This window comes from Streptomyces sp. NPDC005774, from assembly GCF_042871645.1.
GTDB lineage: Bacteria > Actinomycetota > Actinomycetes > Streptomycetales > Streptomycetaceae > Streptomyces > Streptomyces pratens.
The window spans coordinates 79,660-97,188 of the sequence record NZ_JBIAIV010000027.1; the positions used below are offsets into that span (position 1 = coordinate 79,660).

The 17,529-nt window shown below is 69.4% G+C and carries 16 protein-coding genes and 2 pseudogenes; 7 read left to right on the plus strand and 11 right to left on the minus strand.

Going from position 1 to position 17,529, the window contains the following annotated elements; all coding sequences use genetic code 11:
- Positions 1-35 precede the first annotated feature (35 nt).
- Together ACFYQA_RS23665 and ACFYQA_RS23670 are read left to right on the plus strand one after the other, a co-directional pair.
- Entirely contained in the window at positions 36-452 is a 417-nt protein-coding gene (locus ACFYQA_RS23665; protein WP_388921164.1) for a DUF2000 family protein, read from the plus strand.
- A 12-nt stretch (positions 453-464) separates the two neighbouring features.
- Entirely contained in the window at positions 465-953 is a 489-nt protein-coding gene (locus ACFYQA_RS23670; RefSeq protein WP_388921167.1) for an HAD domain-containing protein, read from the plus strand.
- Here ACFYQA_RS23670 and ACFYQA_RS23675 read toward each other — a convergent pair.
- Positions 942-1,943 (minus strand): phosphorothioated DNA-binding restriction endonuclease, encoded by a 1,002-nt coding sequence (locus tag ACFYQA_RS23675; RefSeq protein WP_388921169.1) that lies wholly within the window; start codon positions 1,941-1,943, stop codon positions 942-944. The genes ACFYQA_RS23670 and ACFYQA_RS23675 overlap by 12 nt on opposite strands.
- A 207-nt stretch (positions 1,944-2,150) precedes the next feature.
- Here ACFYQA_RS23675 and ACFYQA_RS23680 point away from each other — a divergent pair, with 207 nt between their 5' ends.
- A complete protein-coding gene (locus ACFYQA_RS23680; protein ID WP_388921172.1) occupies positions 2,151-2,507 on the plus strand; it encodes a zinc ribbon domain-containing protein YjdM in 357 nt (118 codons plus the stop codon).
- A gap of 56 nt (positions 2,508-2,563) precedes the next feature.
- Here ACFYQA_RS23680 and ACFYQA_RS23685 read toward each other — a convergent pair whose 3' ends face one another.
- Both ACFYQA_RS23685 and ACFYQA_RS23690 read right to left on the minus strand, forming a co-directional pair.
- Positions 2,564-2,926 carry a hypothetical protein gene (locus ACFYQA_RS23685; RefSeq protein WP_388921175.1) on the minus strand — a complete coding sequence of 121 codons (363 nt, stop codon included), beginning with the start codon at positions 2,924-2,926 and terminating at the stop codon, positions 2,564-2,566.
- Between the two features lie 137 nt (positions 2,927-3,063).
- Positions 3,064-4,263, minus strand: coding sequence for a YihY/virulence factor BrkB family protein (locus tag ACFYQA_RS23690; protein WP_388921178.1), 1,200 nt, complete (start codon positions 4,261-4,263; stop codon positions 3,064-3,066).
- Between the two features lie 218 nt (positions 4,264-4,481).
- Here ACFYQA_RS23690 and ACFYQA_RS23695 point away from each other — a divergent pair, with 218 nt between their 5' ends.
- From ACFYQA_RS23695 to ACFYQA_RS23705, 3 genes and pseudogenes are all read left to right on the plus strand, one after another.
- Complete coding sequence (locus tag ACFYQA_RS23695; RefSeq protein WP_388921181.1) at positions 4,482-5,636, plus strand: aromatic acid exporter family protein; 1,155 nt, start codon at positions 4,482-4,484, stop codon at positions 5,634-5,636.
- Positions 5,637-5,852: 216 nt separating this feature from the next.
- A pseudogene (locus tag ACFYQA_RS23700) lies at positions 5,853-6,098 on the plus strand (plasmid stabilization protein); the annotation flags it as partial.
- 267 nt (positions 6,099-6,365) lie between these two features.
- Complete coding sequence (locus ACFYQA_RS23705; RefSeq protein ID WP_388921184.1) at positions 6,366-7,823, plus strand: FG-GAP and VCBS repeat-containing protein; 1,458 nt, start codon at positions 6,366-6,368, stop codon at positions 7,821-7,823.
- 164 nt (positions 7,824-7,987) lie between these two features.
- On the opposite strand, the gene ACFYQA_RS23710 is transcribed toward ACFYQA_RS23705, so the two are convergent.
- The 4 genes and pseudogenes from ACFYQA_RS23710 to ACFYQA_RS23725 all read right to left on the minus strand — a co-directional run bounded on the left by ACFYQA_RS23710 (position 7,988) and on the right by ACFYQA_RS23725 (position 11,128).
- Complete coding sequence (locus ACFYQA_RS23710) at positions 7,988-8,500, minus strand: DUF6584 family protein (RefSeq protein ID WP_388921187.1); 513 nt, start codon at positions 8,498-8,500, stop codon at positions 7,988-7,990.
- Between the two features lie 72 nt (positions 8,501-8,572).
- Complete coding sequence (locus tag ACFYQA_RS23715) at positions 8,573-9,154, minus strand: hypothetical protein (protein ID WP_388921190.1); 582 nt, start codon at positions 9,152-9,154, stop codon at positions 8,573-8,575.
- A gap of 409 nt (positions 9,155-9,563) precedes the next feature.
- On the minus strand, positions 9,564-9,989 hold the full coding sequence (locus ACFYQA_RS23720) for a VOC family protein (RefSeq protein ID WP_388921193.1): 426 nt from the start codon (positions 9,987-9,989) through the stop codon (positions 9,564-9,566).
- A 142-nt stretch (positions 9,990-10,131) separates the two neighbouring features.
- Positions 10,132-11,128, minus strand: a pseudogene (locus ACFYQA_RS23725) (alpha/beta fold hydrolase).
- 609 nt (positions 11,129-11,737) lie between these two features.
- On the opposite strand from ACFYQA_RS23725, the gene ACFYQA_RS23730 reads away from it, so the two are divergent.
- Positions 11,738-12,337 (plus strand): hypothetical protein, encoded by a 600-nt coding sequence (locus ACFYQA_RS23730; protein ID WP_388921195.1) that lies wholly within the window; start codon positions 11,738-11,740, stop codon positions 12,335-12,337.
- 1,068 nt (positions 12,338-13,405) lie between these two features.
- Here ACFYQA_RS23730 and ACFYQA_RS23735 read toward each other — a convergent pair.
- From ACFYQA_RS23735 to ACFYQA_RS23750, 4 genes are all read right to left on the minus strand, one after another.
- On the minus strand, positions 13,406-13,603 hold the full coding sequence (locus tag ACFYQA_RS23735) for a hypothetical protein (RefSeq protein ID WP_388921198.1): 198 nt from the start codon (positions 13,601-13,603) through the stop codon (positions 13,406-13,408).
- Between the two features lie 562 nt (positions 13,604-14,165).
- The gene (locus tag ACFYQA_RS23740; RefSeq protein WP_388921201.1) at positions 14,166-16,073 is read right to left on the minus strand and encodes a TerD family protein; all 1,908 of its coding nucleotides are present in this window, start codon (positions 16,071-16,073) and stop codon (positions 14,166-14,168) included.
- Between the two features lie 404 nt (positions 16,074-16,477).
- Positions 16,478-16,879: a DNA-binding protein gene (locus ACFYQA_RS23745; protein WP_388921204.1), complete on the minus strand. Its 402-nt coding sequence runs from the start codon at positions 16,877-16,879 to the stop codon at positions 16,478-16,480.
- The gene (locus ACFYQA_RS23750) at positions 16,876-17,124 is read right to left on the minus strand and encodes a hypothetical protein (protein WP_388921207.1); all 249 of its coding nucleotides are present in this window, start codon (positions 17,122-17,124) and stop codon (positions 16,876-16,878) included. The genes ACFYQA_RS23745 and ACFYQA_RS23750 overlap by 4 nt, the downstream gene beginning before the upstream one ends.
- Positions 17,125-17,529: the final 405 nt, after the last annotated feature.

A 17,529-nucleotide genomic window follows, 5' to 3' on the forward strand; every position in this document is an offset into this window, starting at 1 on the left:
AGACGGAGACGTACGCCGATCGGCAGTCTCAGGGCATGAGCACTCGCTTCGACACGAAGATCGCCGTCCTGCTGCGCGAGGACCTGGAAACCTGGCAGCGCCTCAACGTCACCGCGTTCCTGGTCAGCGGCCTGGGCAGCAAGGTCCCCGAACTGATCGGCGAGCCCTACGAGGACGCGGACGACGTGCCTTACCTGCCGATGTTCCGCCAGCCGGTCCTGGTCTTCGAGGGCACCAAGGAGACCCTGACGGCGGCCCACACGCGCGCGCTGTCCCGTGCCCTGCCGCGCGCGCTGTTCACCGGCGACCTGTTCGCCACGGGCCACGACGACGCCAACCGCGCGGCGGTTCGCGCCGTGGGCACGGCGGACCTGGACCTGGTCGGCCTGGCCGTCCACGGCCCGAGGAACGCGGTGGACAAGGTCCTGAAGGGGGCGCGGATGCACCCGTGAGACGGTGGGCGCATGCCGGTCCCACCGCCTCGCCCGGTCCTCTTCCTGGACGTGGACGGCCCGCTGATCCCCTTCGGGGAGACCGCGCGGGAGCCGCTCACGCACGGGGGCAACCCCCTGCTGGGCCGCCTCGACCCCACCGTGGGCGCCTCTCTGCTCGCCCTGCCCTGCGACCTGGTGTGGGCGACGACCTGGCAGCACGAGGCGAACGACACGATCGCCCCGCGCCTCGGCCTGCCGAGGCTGCCGGTGGTGGACTGGCCGGAGACCGACCCGCCCGCGCCGCGGGGCCTCCACTGGAAGACGCGCCCCTTGTCGGAGTGGGCCGGGCACCGCCCGTTCGTCTGGCTGGACGACGAGATCGGCGCGATGGACCGGCTGTGGATCGAGTCGGTCCACCCGGCGCCCGCCCTGTTGCTCCGGGTGGACCCCGCGAAGGGCCTCACCGAGAAGGACGTCATGGTGGTGGGGGAGTGGCTGCGCAGGAGTTCACACCGATGACGGGGCCGCGTGGGCCGGGCGCGGGTCGCCCCGGAACACCTGCTCGATGTGCCAGGAGCGGTGGGTCGCCGCGACGGGGGCGGCCCCCGGCTGCGGACCGATGAGCGGCCGCCCGGAGAGCTCGGTCACCTGCGCGCGGGCCGCGGCGCCGTGCCCGACGAAGCGTTGCGAGACCAGGATGCGGTGACTCCCCCCGCTCGCGGCTTCTTCCTCGCTCTCGGCTTCTCCCCCACTCTCGACTCCGCTCGAGCGGGGGGACCCCCATGAGCGGGGGGACCCCCATCCGACCCCGAGGACGCCCTTGTCGAAGAGCTTGTGGTGCAGCGAGCACAGACACAGCCCGTTGTCGACGTCGTCCGGGCCGTCGAACGCCCACCAGCGCACGTGCGCGGCCTCCAGTCCGACGGACACGCTCCCGAGCCGGCCGTCATAGCCGCAGAAGGCGCACCGGTACTCGTACGCGGTGAGCACCAAGTCCCGCATCCGGCGGTCCCGTTGCTGCCTGCGGGCGTCGGGGAGCCGTTCGGGGAGGTCCGGCGCCGACTCCAGGCCGACGGCCTCGCACACCTCGTCGTGCAGCGAGGGCGGGAAGTTCGCGTCGAGCAGCACCCGCGCCATCCTGCCGAGCAGCGACGGCTCCCGCCGCAACGCGACCCGCAGCTCCGGCACGAGCTGCCCGGTGGCGCCCCTCGCACGCAGTTCCCGCACCCCGGTGCCCGGACTGCCGGCCCCGCGATCGGTACGCACCTCCCACACCCCGTCGCTGACCAGATGATGGAACGGGTAGGCGGGCGATGTCCTGTGGGGCGGCCCGTACTCGGCCAGCAGCCGCTTCAGGTCCTCTTCCACGGTGCTGTAGCGCAGTCCGCAGTCGTCGCCCTCCCGCTGGAACCGGCCGAGGGCGTACAGCAACAGCAACGGCTTGTGCGGAGCCCGTACCGCCCCCTTGCTCCACTGCCTCAACTCGGCTGCCCGCTCGACCCAGTCCATGACCGGTGATCGTAGTGACGTCCCGTGTTCCGGCCGAGTGGTAGTGGTCATGCCACGCTCTTCGCCGGGCCACTGTGCGGACTCCCCGGGGCAGGTCGCGCCGTGAACGGCACCGGTGGACAAGGTCCTCGAAGGGGCCCGCAGGCACCCGCGAGGGGCACCCCGGGCTGTTCGCCGAGCGCACTGATGTCCGGATACGCTCGCGAGATGATGGAAAATCCTCCCCCCTGCCCGGAGTGTGCCTGTGAGTACACCTACGAGATGAATTCACTGGTGGTGTGCCCGGAGTGCGCCCATGAATGGAACCCCGAGAGCGGCTCGGAGGGCGGGGACGCGGAGGGGGAGCGCGTCGTGAAGGACGCCGTCGGCAATGTGCTGCGGGACGGCGACACCGTGGTCGTCGTCAAGACGCTCAAGGTCAAGGGGAGCCCGTCAGGCATCAAGGCCGGTACCAAGGTGCGCGACATCCGGCTGATCGACGGTGTCGACGGCCACGACATCGACTGCAAGGTCGAGGGCTTCGGGGCGATGCAGCTCAAGTCCGGCGTCGTGAAGAAGGGCTGACCGACGGCGGTCGGCAGCGGGCACCGACGACCGCTGATTTCCTCGGCCCGACGGGTTCACCAACCGGCGCCCGCTCGGCTCGCTGTCCGGGCGATGCTCCACCTGGACGTCGGGAAGGCCAGGCGCAAGCCTGGATGAGGCGATCCGCGGGCCTCAGGAGTGTTCCGGCGGTCTGCCCACACCATCGAGACGGGTGCCCTCGCCCTGCCCGGGGACCTGGTGCGGACGTCCCCCTCGCGGATCTCCACCTGGCGCAGGCCGTCCGTGCGCGCCCGGGTCGGCATGGCCGGGGCACGGTCCACATCGATCACGGCGCCCCCGTCCCCGACGCGTTCCGTCGGCGCCGGCAGATCCGTGCCGGGGCCGCACCCCGCGTCCAGAACGGAGTGTCCCGACCGGATGTCCAACAGGTCGAGCATCTGCTGCTTGTACGCCCGGCCGGCGGCGCCGACCGCTCCCTCACCTCGTACGGATCATCACCCGCAGTCGTCGTGACGGACGGGATCGCCCGGGCGCCGCCGTGGACTCGGCGGTGCCCCTCCGGGAGAGCGGACCGTCAGGAATCGAGGCGGCGGCGGTCCTCCTCGTCCCACTTCCGGGTGTCGCGCGGCTCCACGTAGGGCTCCTCGTGGGGCGGATGGCCACCGGCGACGGCGCGCTGGCGGGCCAGCTCCGCATCGAACTCCAGGCCGAGCAGGATGGCCAGGTTGGTGATCCACAGCCACACCAGAAAAATGATCACACCGGCGAAGGTCCCGTAGGTCTTGTTGTACGAGCCGAAGTTCGCCACGTACAGCGCGAACCCCGCCGAGGCGACCATCCAGATCACCAGCGCGAGGAAGCTGCCCAGCGTGATCCAGCGGAAGCCGCGGACCTTCGCGTTCGGGGTGGCCCAGTACAGGACCGCGATCATCACCGTGACCAGGAGAACCAGCACCGGCCACTTCGCGATCGACCACACGGTCAGCGCCGCGTCACCGACCCCGAGCGCATCGCCGGCCTGCCGGGCCAGGCCGCCGGTGAACACCACGATCAGCGAACTGATCACGGCCATCACCATCAGCAGCACGGTCACGCCGACCCGCACCGGCAGCACTTTCCACACCGGACGGCCCTCGGGGACGTCGTAGACCGCGTTGGCGCTGCGGATGAACGCGGCGACATAGCCCGAGGCCGACCACACCGCCAGCACCAGACCCACGATCGCCACGATCGAGCCGATCCCGCTCCGGCCCTGCATCTGCTGCACCGCGGTGCGCAGGACGTCCTGCGCCGGGCCCGGCGCGAGCTTCTGGATGTTGTCCAGGACCGACTGCGTGGCCGACTGCCCGACGACCCCCAGCAGCGACACCAGCGCCAGCAGCGCGGGAAACAGCGCCAGGATCGAGTAGTAGGTCAGCGCAGCGGCCCGGTCGGTCAGCTCGTCCTTCTGGAACTCCTTCAGGGTGCCTTTCAGGACCGCGCCCCAGGAGCGTTTGGGCAGGTCGGTGGGGCTGTCCGGCGCCCGCTCCTCCACCTGCGCGCCAGGTCCGGCGTCGGGATCCCGCCCTGCCCCGGCTCGCCCTGTCCCGGCTCGCCCTGTCCCGGCTCGCCCTGCCCCGGCTCGTCCCGCCTCGGCCTCGCGGTCCACAGCCTCGCGGTCCTCGGCTTGGTGGTCCGCGGCCTGGCGGTCCTCGGCTTGGCGGTTCTCGTCCTCGCGGTTCTCGGCAGAGGTCTGCCCGCCGTGCTTTCCGTGCCATCCCACTGTCCGCGCCATGCCCTGCGGGTATCCGGCCCACGGCCACTCATGCATAGGGGTGAGACATGTCAACTCTTTCGGACTCCGCTCCGATGTTCCCTCCGATGTCCGCTCCGAGGTCCCCTCCTGTGTTCGCGGCCTTCCGCGCCGATGGTGCCGTGGGCCGGACCGCACCGGCCGGCTTCGATTCCGGAACCGTAGGTGCGTCTCGTCCCTGGTGTGGCACTTGCTGTCCCATGGAGTGGATACGGAGGGCGAACCGGGCTGCACGGCGCTGGGCCGGAACAGCCGTCACGGCCGTCCGACGGGCATGGGAAGGCCCGGGCCGTGAGCGGGATCTGGCAGTGCAGGCGGGCAAGGGGGCGCTGGCCGCCTGGGTGGCGTGGGCGGTGATGGGCTGGTGGCTCCAGGCGCCGATGGCGTTCGTGGCGCCGTGGGTCGCGGTGGTGCTGGTGGAGTCGACGGTGTACCGGTCGGTCGCGCACGGGCTGCAGCAGCTCGCGGCGATCGGGGTGGGTACGGCGCTGGCGGCGGCGGTGGCGCTGTTGCTGGACAGCACGATGGTCGCGATGGCCCTGGTGCTTCCGGCGGTGCTGCTCCTCGGCCAGTGGCAGCGCCTGGGGAGCCAAGGTGTCTACGCCGCCACCGGTGCGCTTTTCGTGCTGACCGGTGGCGAGGTCACCGTCGCCGGGTCGGCCGCCCGTGTCCTGGAGGCGGTCTTCGGCGCGTTGGTCGGAGTGGCGGTCAACGTGCTGATCCTGCCTCCGGTGTACCTGCGGGACGCCCGCGCCGCGCTGGAGGACACGGCCCGGGAGGCGTACGAGCTCCTGGGCGCGGTGGCCGACGGGCTGGCCACCGGTGAGTGGGACGCCCATGCGGCCGGGGACTGGCATGTGCGGGCGTTGCGTCTGGGCCGTCTGGTCGACCAGGCGCGGTCGGCGCTCGGCTGGAGCCGGGAAAGCATGCGCGTCAACCCGCTCGGGCGTCGCAAGCGGGCTCCCTCCCCGCCCGGCGGGGAGTACACCGACGCGGTGGACGTGCTCGACTACGTCGCCGTCCACACCGCGGGCGTGACCAGGACCGTATGGGAGACGGCGGACATCGAGGAAGCGGACCGGCCGGCCCCGGAACTCACCCGTGCCTACGCGGATTTCCTGTGCCATACGGCCTGCGCCATCCGGCTGTACGGTCGGACCCGGTTCGGTCCGGGCGGCCGTGACGACTCCGCCGCTGAGGAGCTGCGCGAGGCGGTCGGGGAACTTCACCGCACCTTGGACGAGTTCCGCCGACGGCTGCCGGCAGCCGTGCCCGACGATCCGGCCGCGCTGGCGACCTACGGAACGCTGCTGGCCCAGGCGCATCGCCTGGCCGATCAACTCGTGCAGGACTGACACCCGCGCAGGACTGACACCGCCGAGTGGTGGGAGCGGGATTGGGAGTGGGACGGGGGCGGGGGCGGGAGTGGGGGCGGGAGGGCACGACGGCCGGGTGCTCGGGCGGGTTCCCAGGGAACCCGTCGGTCCCGACGGCCCCGCCACTGGAGGGGCCCGCCACCCGACCGCAGTCCGGACGCGAGTCCGCGATTCCGTCAGACAGGGAGAAGCACCATGCCGGCCGGATCCAGCTCCAAGCGTGAACGTCAGTACGAACACATCAAGGAGAGCGCCGAGGACCGTGGCGAGTCGTCGAAGCGGGCCAAGGAGATCGCGGCCCGGACGGTCAACAAGGAGCGGGCCAGGTCGGGCGAGTCCAGGACCGCCGGCAAGGCCTCCCTGAGTGACCCGAAGTCGGCCTCTCAGCGCGGCGGGGAGCGTTCGCACAGTGGCGCGGAAGGGCCGACCCGGGACCAGTTGTAGGAGGAGGCCCGTTGCACGAACACGAGCCCACAGCGCCCCACGAATACCCCTGGGCAGCGGACGTAACGAAGCCACAGTTCCCGCAGTCGGCCGACGAGCCGTGAGCCGAAGGCACCCGCACCCGCACCCGCATCGGTATCCGCACCCGTGTCCGCGTCCGTGCCGCGTACAACCATTGGACATCTGTGCGAGTCCAAGATCGCAGTTCAAGCGCCCTACGGGCACGTCGGGGCCCTTCGGGCACTTCACTGACAACGGAGAACCATGCGCGCTTCACGCACCGTCCTCGCCACTGCCACTGCACTCGTGGTGGCGGTCTGCACCTCCCTCCTCGTGGCCCCGACGGCGGCCGCGGCTCCCGCCAAGCTCTCCGACGACTTCAACGGCGACGGTTACCGCGACCTCGTCATGCTCGGCGGGACGCACGGCAAGGACAGCAGGGTCACCGTCGTCTACGGCACGTCGACCGGCCCCGGCACGCGCGTCCAGACCATCCATCAGGACTCGCCCGGCATACCCGGCGCGGTGGAGAAAGGGGACCAGTGGGGATTCGCCGCGACCAACGCCGACCTCGACCGAGACGGTTACGCCGACCTGGTCGTGGCCTCACCCGGTGAGGCCGTCGGAGACATCCGGATGCGCGGGGGCCTGACCGTCATCTGGGGCGGGGCGAAGGGCCTCGGCTCCGGCACCGTCTTCCACTCGCCCATCGCACCCGAATACGCTGGATCGGGCGACCAGTTCGGGCTGGACGTCGTGGCCGGGGACTTCGACGGCGACGGCGACCAGGACCTCACCGCGATCAGCGACAGCCGGGCCGGTGCCGTCCTGCTCAAGGGTCCCTTCACCCGCAGCGGGGGGAAGAGCGGCTGGGAGTCCCTCGGTAAGAGCTACGGCTACCTGAACGCCTCCCAGTTGGCGGCGGGCCCGGTCACCGCCGACGGTGCGACGGACCTGTACATCGTCGGCCTCGACCTCCAAGGCGGGTACGACGACGTGGACCTGTGTGCCTACTTCCACCGCGGAGGCGCCGACTTCACCCGACGCGCGAGCCAGTTGCGCGTACCGGACGACGGCGGCCACCAGGTCGGCGGCGGCCCCTTCGCCACCATCGGCGACTTCGACAAGGACGGCTACGGCGACCTCGCTCTGGGCCGCGGCTACGAGCAACCGGACCAGTACCGGGGCTACGTCACGATCCAGTACGGCGGCTCCAGCGGTCCGAACGCGACGCGTAAGCCGGTGAAGTTCACCCAGAACACAGCAGGCGTACCCGGCTCCTCGGAGAAGGAGGACTACTTCGGTGCCGCCGTCACCGCCGGCGACGTCAACGGCGACGGCTACGCGGACCTCGCCGTCGGCGCGCCCGGAGAGGACCACGCGGGCAAGCGCCGGGGCGGCACGGTCACGGTCCTGCTCGGCCGCAAGGGCGGCCTGTCCGGCACCGGAGCCAAGACGTACCACCAGAACACGTCCGGTGTCGGGGGAGCCGTCGAGAAAGACGACTACTTCGGCCGGAACCTCAAGCTCACCGACTACACCCGCGACGGCCGCGCCGATCTGGTCATCGACACCAACGAGCAGTTGGACAACACCCGTTGGGGTCTGGTCCACCTGCTGAAGGGCTCCAAGTCCGGTATCACCGGCACCGGTTCGAAGTCGATCACGGTGAAATCGCTCAAGCTGACGTACAAGACGCTCGGCGGCCCCTTCCCCCACTGACACCGGGCGACCGATCAGGAGCCCTCTGCCGACGGAGGAAACCGCAGGCATAGGGCTGCACGGATCGTCCGGGAGCAGCGAGATCCGGATCCTCTTCGCTTTCGATCCGGTGCGCCGGGCAGCGGTGGTGGAGCCCTGATCGCATCCGTCACCCGTGCTCACCGTCAGTCGAAGAGGGCGATGAGTCCGTTCACCCAGATTCCCAGCATCACGAGGATCACCGTCAGGCATCCGGCTCCCGCCAGAAGCCCGGTGAACTTGCTTCTCCCGGCGTCCGGTTCGTCGTCCGAAGCGGAGGGCAGCGAGTCCCAGTCCACCGGGCGGCCCAGGGCGTCGGAGCAGGCGACTCGTACTGCTGTCAGCTGCTCCATGGCGAACCTGGAGCCGGTGAGCGACTCGGGACCGCGCCACGCAAGCGCCCTCATGCGCTCCTGAGGAGTCCGGTACCTCGCTTCGAAGGCGGAGGTCTCATCCGCGTTCCTGTCCTCCTCGAGGTACATCCAGCGCCCGGCTTCCGCGGGCTCACCGTACAGCCGGTACACCTCGGCCAGGCGACGGCGAAGCGTGAGGTCGTTGGGCAGTGAAGAGACCAGTCCGCGCAGACGTTGGCGTGCCATGGGCACCCGGCCGGCTGCCAGATCCGCGTCGACTCGGGCGAGGGTGGCTGTCAGTGGCATATGCGCATGATCGGGCAGGGTGGCGCAACATCGCGACTGCTTTTTGTCGGCCGGCTTCGTGGTCGCGCCGGCTCACATCGTCGTCATCGCCCGGGACGACGCGCTCGCCGAAACCGTGGGCATGCGGTGGTGGCGCTCAGGGTCTACCTCGGCGCCAACGGTCCGATGCGGCCGGAGACAGCCGATATGCCTTTGTCTCCGGGGCATCGGCACCACCCGTTCAAGACCCGTCCCATATCCCCAGCCGCCTGAGCCGACGCTGCCGAAGCCGCTCCAGAACGGCCACGAGACCGAAGAGAGAGAGCCCATGAGCAGCCCGCCGAGCACAGCGACCAGGAAACCGTCGGGTTCCCCTTCGGGCGTCACCGTCCAGAAGAACAACGTAAAGGGAACGGCCAGGCAGAGACCGAATTTGACCGGGTGACGGGCCACCTTTTGATGCAGCCGATCCGGCCGCTGCTGCCCACCCAGAGCCCGATCCAGAGCCCGGAAGGCACTACCCGGAGACCTCCACCATTTCTTCACGCCTGAAGAATAGGGCAACTGCTCGACTGCGCCCTCGGATACCGGTTCAGGGAAGTCCCGATTCCTTCGGCCGGACATCGCCGCACCGCGCCGGGCTGACATGCTCCGGTGCATGACGTCTTCGATCACCGAGTCCTGGATCCGTATCGAGACGTGGTTTGCCAAGCACACCGAGGACGTTCGCCGCGCTCGAACCACCCGCGGAGCGCTCGGCCGTCGCCGCGGCCGAGCGGGCCGTCGGCCGGCCCCTTCCCGAGCCGCTGACGGAGTCCTCGCTGTCACGGACGGGGACGATGTCGGGGAACCCTGTCCGCCACCTCCACGCAGTCACGGCCACCGGCGGTTCCGTCCCCCTCGTGTCCTGACGGCGAGTCCGGCCGTGGTCTGCTCCTGATGGACGTCCTGGCCGAGCGCTGGGGCTGGGATCCCCGTGAGCCCATGGGCGAGACGGTCTGGGCGGAGGTGGCAGGTGGCGATCGACGGGGCCCGCCAACGCCCGTGGTGACCGTCGCAGGCGGGGCGGTTGCCGTGGACGCGGTCACACGACCGGCTCGCCGATGCCCAGCAGGTTTCCCTCGCTGTCACGGAACCATGCGGCGCGTTCACCGCGGGCGCCCTTGCTCGGATAGTTGCCCTCGATCTCGGCGATCCCGTCCTCCGTCCGGAACCCCGGCAGGTCTACCACCTCGAACACCACGCCGCGCCGCCTCAGCTCCGACACGACCGCTTCGACGTCGTCGACCTGCCACCCCATCTGGGTGAAGGCGCCGGACGAGGCACCCGCCGACCGGAACACGGCGAACTCCGTGCCGTCGCACCGGTACAGCAACCCGCCCGGCCGTTCGTCGACGGGCTCCAGACCGAGCTTCTCGAAGTAGAAGCGCCGCGCCCGCTCCAGGTCCTGGGCCGGCAGCCTGGTCGCCACGCGTCCCCTGGCCAGAAGGTTCCTGCCGTCTTCCTTCATACCCCCACTGTGCCGTGACCGGCAGCCGATCGGACGGAGGCAGGCGGGGGCGGACGGGGGACCTACGCCTTGAAGGCGTCCGCGTGCTCCGCGGCCCACCCGCGGCGCCTCGGCAACGGTCCGGGCGGCGCGCATGAGTGCGTCAGGAGGGCAGCGCGGCGAGCCAGTCGGTCAGGAGCCGGTTGACCTCGGCGGGGCATTCCTGCTGGATCCAGTGGCCGCAGCCGTCGAGGAGGTGGGAGGAGACCAGGCCCGGCAGCGTGACCGGGTACGCCTCGATCGCGTCGGCCGGCCAGCCGTGGAGGCGTCGAGGCCGCCGCCGATGAACAGGGACGGCTGGGTGACGGGGGCGCCGTCGAAGGCAGCGAGGTCCTCCCCGTCGCGGTCCATGTTCCGGTAGCGGTCGAGCGCTCCGGTGAGGCCGGCGCGTTCGAACTCCCCGGCGTAGACGTCGAGGTCGCTCTCGCCGAGCCAGGCGGGCCGCCGGCCGGCGGGGAACCGGTCGCGCAGCGTCCCGACCCTGCTGCCGAAGTGGGGGGCGGGGGCTCCGGGGGCGGGCATGGTGTCGGCGGACAGGGCCGCGTAGAAGCCCGCGAGCCGGCCGCGCACATCGGGTTCGATCTCGGCCTCGGCGCGTCCCGGTTCCTGGAAGTACGAGACGTGGAACTCCTCGACCCCCTCGCCCTGCTCTTCCCCGCCCGTCCGGGCGAAGGTCTCGCCGGGACACGGGCCGCCGCGCGGGGTGCAGGGAACGCTCAGCAGTCCCACCGCGCGGAAGACATCCGGCCTGAGCAGGGCGGAGTTCGCGGCGATGGTCGCGCCCCAGTCGTGGCCGACGACCACCGTTGGCTCCTCGCCGAGAGCGTGCGCCACCGCGACGTTGTCCTCCACCAGAGCGAGCATCCGGTACGCGTCCGTCGCGGCCGGCCCGGAGGAGCGGCCGTAGCCGCGGACGTCGACGGTGACCGCGCGGTACCCCGCCGCCGCGAGGGCCGGCAGCTGGTGGTGCCAGGAGTACCAGGACTCGGGAAGCCGCGCACGAGCAGCACCAGCGGTCCGGTTCCCTGCTCCGCGAGGTGGATCCGGCCTCCCGGCGAGGGGGCCGACCGGTGGGTGATCTCCGCGGCGTGCTGCGCCATGCGTCTCCTCCGGGCCGTCGGCCCGCCGTGCGCCGGGGCGGCCCTCTCCCGTAGTCCCGTCGTCCCGTCGGCCCGCCGACTCAACGCCGATGATGCGGAAGACTCTGCCGGGAGGCCCAGTCGGGAGGGCGAGCCCGTTTGCCGATTCCGCAAGCCCCGTTCCGCGCCCCGCTTCAGAAGTTCGATCACGACATGTTCCGTACGCGGCCTCCCGAGGACACCATGTGCTCATGCGCCGACGGATACCCGATGCCGCCCGGCCGGACGCCCTGGACCCCGTGCCGACCCTGGCCCGGGGCGAACCGGCCTTCTGCGAACAAGCGCGGAACTCGTCCCGACGGTGGTACCGCCCGGACGAGCCGGGTGCGCTCGCCGCTAAGTCTGCTCGCATTCCACTTGACGGCTGGCCTGGTTGCCGAAAGCACCCCCCCGAAGCGGGTGGGTAACCTCTTGAGTCTCGCGGCATTTCTCTGCGCTTGCCACGTTTCGCCGGTGACGTGGCAGAATTCTTCTGCTGTCCTCCCAAGGGAACTGAATGGGAACTGAGTGATCGTTTTCGTGGTAGAATTTCAATGAATTTGCAGGACGCCACGAAAAAAGGGGAATGGCGTGAATACCGAGAAGATCGCGGCCCGACGTCTTACGGCCGAAGAGGTTTCGGAATTGGGTCTCCAGGACGGAATCTTCGTCTCGGCAGAGATAGATGGCCTTCCTCTCGACTGCTACGCCCCGGCTTCCCTTACGGAGCTGGGTAAGAATTTTGAGGGAGGTTCCTTCACCGCGAGGACGATCTTCGGTCAGGAGGTTCGCGTTCTCCCGGACAACGCTGAAGAGCGCGGGATCTGGATTGCCGACAAGGCAGGAGAGGAAATCGAGGTTCTTCAGAATGCCGGCGTCCTCCTGAACCTCGCCCTCTTTGTGCCCAACGGGAACAAGGAATCTCTGGAGTCGCTCTACTCCGCCGCCCGGGACGCCTTCGGTGCGGGGATCGTTCAGCGCTGGAGCGAGGAAGTCGTCGCGGTGCCGGATGTCAAGGTCGACTTGTTCGAGGAGCCGGCCCGGGGACGGAAGAACGCGGGCAGCCAGAATCGTGACCGCCGCGCCTTGGACATCTACCCGACCCGAGTGCGATTCATGGAGCCCAGCGACGGCTGGAAGTTCATTGTCGAACCGCACAAAGAGGTCGTCGACGAGACACCGACGATCTGACCTGACGGCAGGTTAGCCTCGGTCTTTCGCAGGAGCCCGTCAGCTTGCTGACGGGCTCTTCTTCGTCTCGGCGACGCCTGAATTCCGACCCTCTGGCGACGGATCAAAAGTGACCCTTTTGGTGATCTCCGCCTGCTGGGACGTGTGGGCAGGCCGCCGGCCCGATGGTCGCCTTGGGTGGGCGCCGGGTTCCATGCTTCCGGTGGGGTGGGTCAGGCTCGTCGGGGCAGATGGATCTGCTGGTCAACCGGGGTTCGGGAGGGCGTCGAGGCGCTCGGTCGCGCTGTTGATGACGTCGGTTCAGGCCCAGTGGTGGGTGAATCGCAGGTCCTCGTGCGACAGCTCGCCGTCGAGGCCGGGGCCCCTCGGCTTCGTCGGCATCCCCCTCACGGCCATTGGTATCGGGCCGGTGTGGTTCAGCGCTGACCGGCACCGTTCGCCTCTATCGCTGTCAGAAGGAGATGTCAGGAAAGGCGCCCCCTTGACACATGACCTGATCGCGCTCAGAACTTCTCCTTCAGTACGTCGTAGAAGTTGTCGGCGAATTCGTCCTCCGACTCTGCTGACGGATAAGAAGGGATGTGGATGGGATACTGCGGGTGGTGCGCGCGGCAAGCCTCGCAGTACTACTGGCGCTGCTCCTGGCTGCTCGCGTACCAGGCGCCTTCTGTCGCCGACCTGGGTGGCTGGGTAGCTGCAAGTCGGTCTTTTCCTGCGCACACCCTGCGAGCAGGCGGCAGACGAGAGAACTAAGGCGGCTATAGGTGCGAGTCTCATATGTTCTCCTCGTCGTGAGGTCGGTGGAGTCCCAATGAATGATGCAAGCCGACAGGGCGCCTTCCATAGGTCGAGGACGGCGCCCCGCGGTGGGCACAGGGTTTGACCTATGGCCTCATCCTTATCAGGTCGATCATGGGGAGCCGTCGACGTTGGTCAACCCGCCCCGTACCTCGACTGACTGCGCGCTGAGGTTCGGCGCCGATCGTCGCTGTTCACGCTCGTTGGTGTCAGGCGCTGATGTCAGAAACAGGGGCGCTTTTGGCAGGCTGCTGCACCCCTCGGACCTGGTCAGGACTTGCGCTTTCGTATGCGGCGCTTCTGCTTATAGCGGTCTACGAGTTCTCCGGCGGCGACGCTGACCCCTGCGAGCAGTGCGCTCGCGTACCAGCTATTCGGGCTGCCGGTCGCTTGGGCCACCAACCAGAACATCACGGTGACGAGGACCCAGGCTATGACCCAGATCAGGAGGTCCGGCGCGGCGGGCACAGATCCTTTATGGGGCGAGGGTACATACCGCCTCTGCTGAGAGGCTCGAAGAACTCAGCAAGCCGTATTTTGCACGTTCTGCGATCAGTGTATGCGCTGAAGTGCCACCCCAACCCACCACTCTTCTCAGCTTCCATCCCGTCCGCCGTCGACCCGCACACCGTGGAGCGGGCGTGGTTCAAGGGCGTCAAGGTGGAGCGCGCCACTGTACGAATGGCCTGGACGCCAGGGGCCGTGTCTGCTCGGCTCTGCCTGGGTCGACGGCGGACGGGATGGGGTCCCCGCGCTCGCCGCTGACGGCTGGCACTCTCCGGGGGCGCCCCCGCCATCTCGGAGCCTGAGCGCCCCCGCCGGAGGCATGTCTTTGACCCGCGGCTGACTTCCTTGTTCATGTCCGCAGCACGTAGCGCGCCGCCGGGCGCGGCCGGCCGGGGCGCAGACAGGAGGCAGGTCGCGCCGCAGAGGTGGCGCGCGCCCGCGCCTGCGCGGGCCTTGAACCAGTGAAGAAGGTTGCAACTCAGCCATCACCTGGGACTGGACACTCCGAGTCCGGCACCGTCATTCAGTCGTCGATGGCGACCCCGTATCCCCGTGCGAGGACGTCGAGGCCGTGGTCGTAGCCCTGGCCGACGGCGCGTAGGCGCCATACCGGGCCCCTGCGGTAGATCTCCACGAGCAGCATGGTGCGTTCGGTGGTGGCGGCGTCCAGGGTGGCCCGGGCGAGAGGCGCCCCGCTGCTGCCGGGGGCCGCACCGATCTGGATCGCGCCGACGGTTCCGAAGGTGGCGGAGCCGTCGATGGCCGCAGCGACGACGATCTTCCGCGTCGCGGGCGGCAGGGATGCCAGGTCGAGGGCGATGGTCTGTTCGGCAGGGCCTCCGGTCAGCAGGCGCGCTGTCCCTGCGGGGTTCTCCGGGGCTCCGTAGAAGATGAAGTCCTCGTCGAAGGTGACCTGTTCGTCCTCGTCGAGGAGGAAGGCGACGACGTCGATCTCGCCGTCGGACTGCGGGGTCCAACCGGCGGTGACGTACCAATCCGGCGCGGGTCCGCCGTGCGGCATGGGCAGGTCGATGACGCCGCCCCTCGGCAGCACGTGAGGCTCCTGAGGCCGGAGAGCCACCGCGTTCTGCTCCGTTGCGGTCGGGGAGCCGAGCCAGTGCAGGTCGTGCACCGGGAGTCCGAGGGCGGTGATGCGCTTCATGCGCCGGTCGCCCTCCCCCTCCGGCAGGAGCACGACGTCGGTGACGCCGGCGGACAGGTTGACCGCCGCGGACGCGCCCAGTTCGACGACGCGGGTACGAGCTGCCACGGCATCGGCATGGGTACCACCGAGCACCAACACCCGATGTCCCGCAAGGGGCTTGTCCAAGGTGCCGGCGGGAGATCCCGGTCGGCGCGGAGCGGGGACCGGCACTCCGGGGGAGGCCGTGGGGAGAACCGCTGCTTCCGGGGCGGGGGCGGCAGGGACCGTGGCGGACACCGGCTCCACGGGGCCGGTCTGCTCTGCTCCCGGCTCAGTCACCGGGGCGCCTCTGACGGCTGTCGCCTCATGTGCTGTCCCCGGACGTACGTCGGCCAGCAGCCGCAGGAAGGTCTGCTCGTCGATGACCGGCACGCCTTCGGCGAGTGCACGTCGGGCCTTCGCCGAATCGGACGCAGGTTCGTTGGTGACCAGCACGCTGGTGTGCCGGCTGACGGAGGTCATCAGGTTCAGCCCGGCGGCGACCGCCCGCCCGACCAGCTCCGCCCGGGCGTGGGCGGTCTCACCGGTGATCGCGACCTTCATCCCCTGCTGGAGCGGTCCGCCGGGAGCCGGACGTCCCGGATTCCGGTAGGCACAGGGGGTCTTCGGAGGTTTCGGCGTGAACTGGGAGTCCGCCCGCGGCGGGCAGGTCACCAGTGGCAGGGGCAGATCGAGCCGAGCTGCCTCACGCAGTGACGCCCGCAGGATCCCGGCAAGCACCCGGGTGTCGTCCAGTGCATCGTGAGCGCGCTGCTGGGGGACGCCGTAGTGGGCGGCGAGGGTGCCGAGCTTCATGTCGTCCGTAGGCGGATCCACCTGGCGGTTCAGGGCCAGGGTGCACAGCCGCTGCGACACCGGCAGCCACATCCGCGCACGGGCGAACTCGTGGGCCAGGAAGTCGTAGTCGAACTGGGCGTTGTGGGCTACCAGGACCCGGTCCTGGAGCATCGCTCCGATTTGCCCTGCGACTTGGTCGAAGGTCGGTGCACCCTGCAACTGCTCGACGGTGAGACCGTGCACCTCCACCGGGCCCGGATCGCATCCCGGATCGAGCAGCGTCGAGAACTCCCCGGTCTGCTCGCCGTCCGGACCGACCGTGATGACCGCGATGGACAGCACCCGGTCCCGCCGGGCCATGAGTCCCGAGGTCTCCACATCGACCAGGGCCCAGTCATAGGCGTAGTCGCCCATGGCGGGCATGTCGAAGGAGGGAGAAAGGAGACTCATGGCGCCAAGGATGATCCGATATGCGGTCTTCCTTCAAGCTGCATGGCGATTTGCCTTCGTCTGGAAGGCTGTGACGAGGTGGTCATGTCACGTCGGCTGCGGAATCGACGGGTGTCGCAAGCGCTGTCAGTACTTCAGCGCCAGTTCCTGGAATGGGTGTATCGGCTGATCCGCAAGCTGCTCATCGTTCCCCTTGGGCCGGTGTGCCGGGACCGCCGTGGGCGAGTGAGCTGCGTACGGTCCGCAGGCGATCGAGGGCGCGCGACCAGCGGTTATCGAGCTTCTCGCATCAGGCGCGCATGCTCTCGTCTCCTGCTACGCGGCCCGCCATGTTCTCGGCACGTCGGCGCTGGTGGACCGTGCGTGGTCACTCACCCATCAGGGCAACCGAATGAGCCGGTGCGTCACAGGGAGACGATCCGGACGCGGCTACCGCAGAGCTTTGTCATGTCGTCGCTGTCGGACGTCAGTAGCGCGACCGGCTGTGGCCGGCGAAGGGCTACTCCGGCCACGGTGGCGTCGAGGGCGTACTTGTGGCCGTGGAGTCCTGCTGCTTTGAGGAGTTCCACAGCGGCCTTCGCCGCCTGCTCGGTGACCGGTTCCACTTTGATGCGCGACAGGAGCCAGTTGAGGCGTGGCATGTCGGTACGCGAGTGGCTGACCTCCACGATGGTGTTCGCTCCGATGACGAGGCCGGCACCCATCTCGTGGAACACCTGCAGCAGCGCGAGGAACTTGCGGTTCTGCGCGATCCAGGCCGAAAGCCCTTCCGAATCCAGGACCACGGTCTCGATGCGTCCCGTCATGCGGCGTCCGCGTTCTTGGAGGGGGCGAGGGCGCCGAAGATCTTCGACCGGGCTTGCGTGAGTTCCTCGTCGCTGAACTTCCCGTGCTCTTCTTCATGGCGTCGCAGGTCGTCGCCCAGCAACTGGTGCCGGATCTGGCGGGCGACCGCTTCCGCCACATAGCCGGACACGCTGTCCGTGAGCTTGCGGAGTTCTGCCACCTGGTCGCTTGGCAGGGTGACGGTGATGCGAGTCGTCGAGGACATGCGGCAAGCATGCTGGAGTATGCGCGGAGGGGGTCGTGATCGCTGAACCGGGCGGCGCCACGGGCGGGTGGTCCCGGGCGATCCGGCAGGCCCGGTGCAGAGAAACCGGACGACCGTAGTGGACGGGCCGGTGGTGCGAGTCGACCGACGTGGAGGCACCGACATGGAGGCGGAGTCTCGCCGGCTCCTTGCCGAGGCGCGCGGCCATCAGCTCGCCGAGGTGCGCGAGCGGTCCGGTCTCGCCCAGCGGGGAAGTGGCGACCCGGATGGGATTCGTGGTCGCCAGGATTTCCTGGATCGAGCACGGTGACAGGGCCCCGGCAAAGTCGTCGGTCATGCGGTCAGGAGAAGGTTGACGGGGCGGTCAGTGTCGCGGGCGTGGTGTCGTAGGGCGGCGGCGATGTT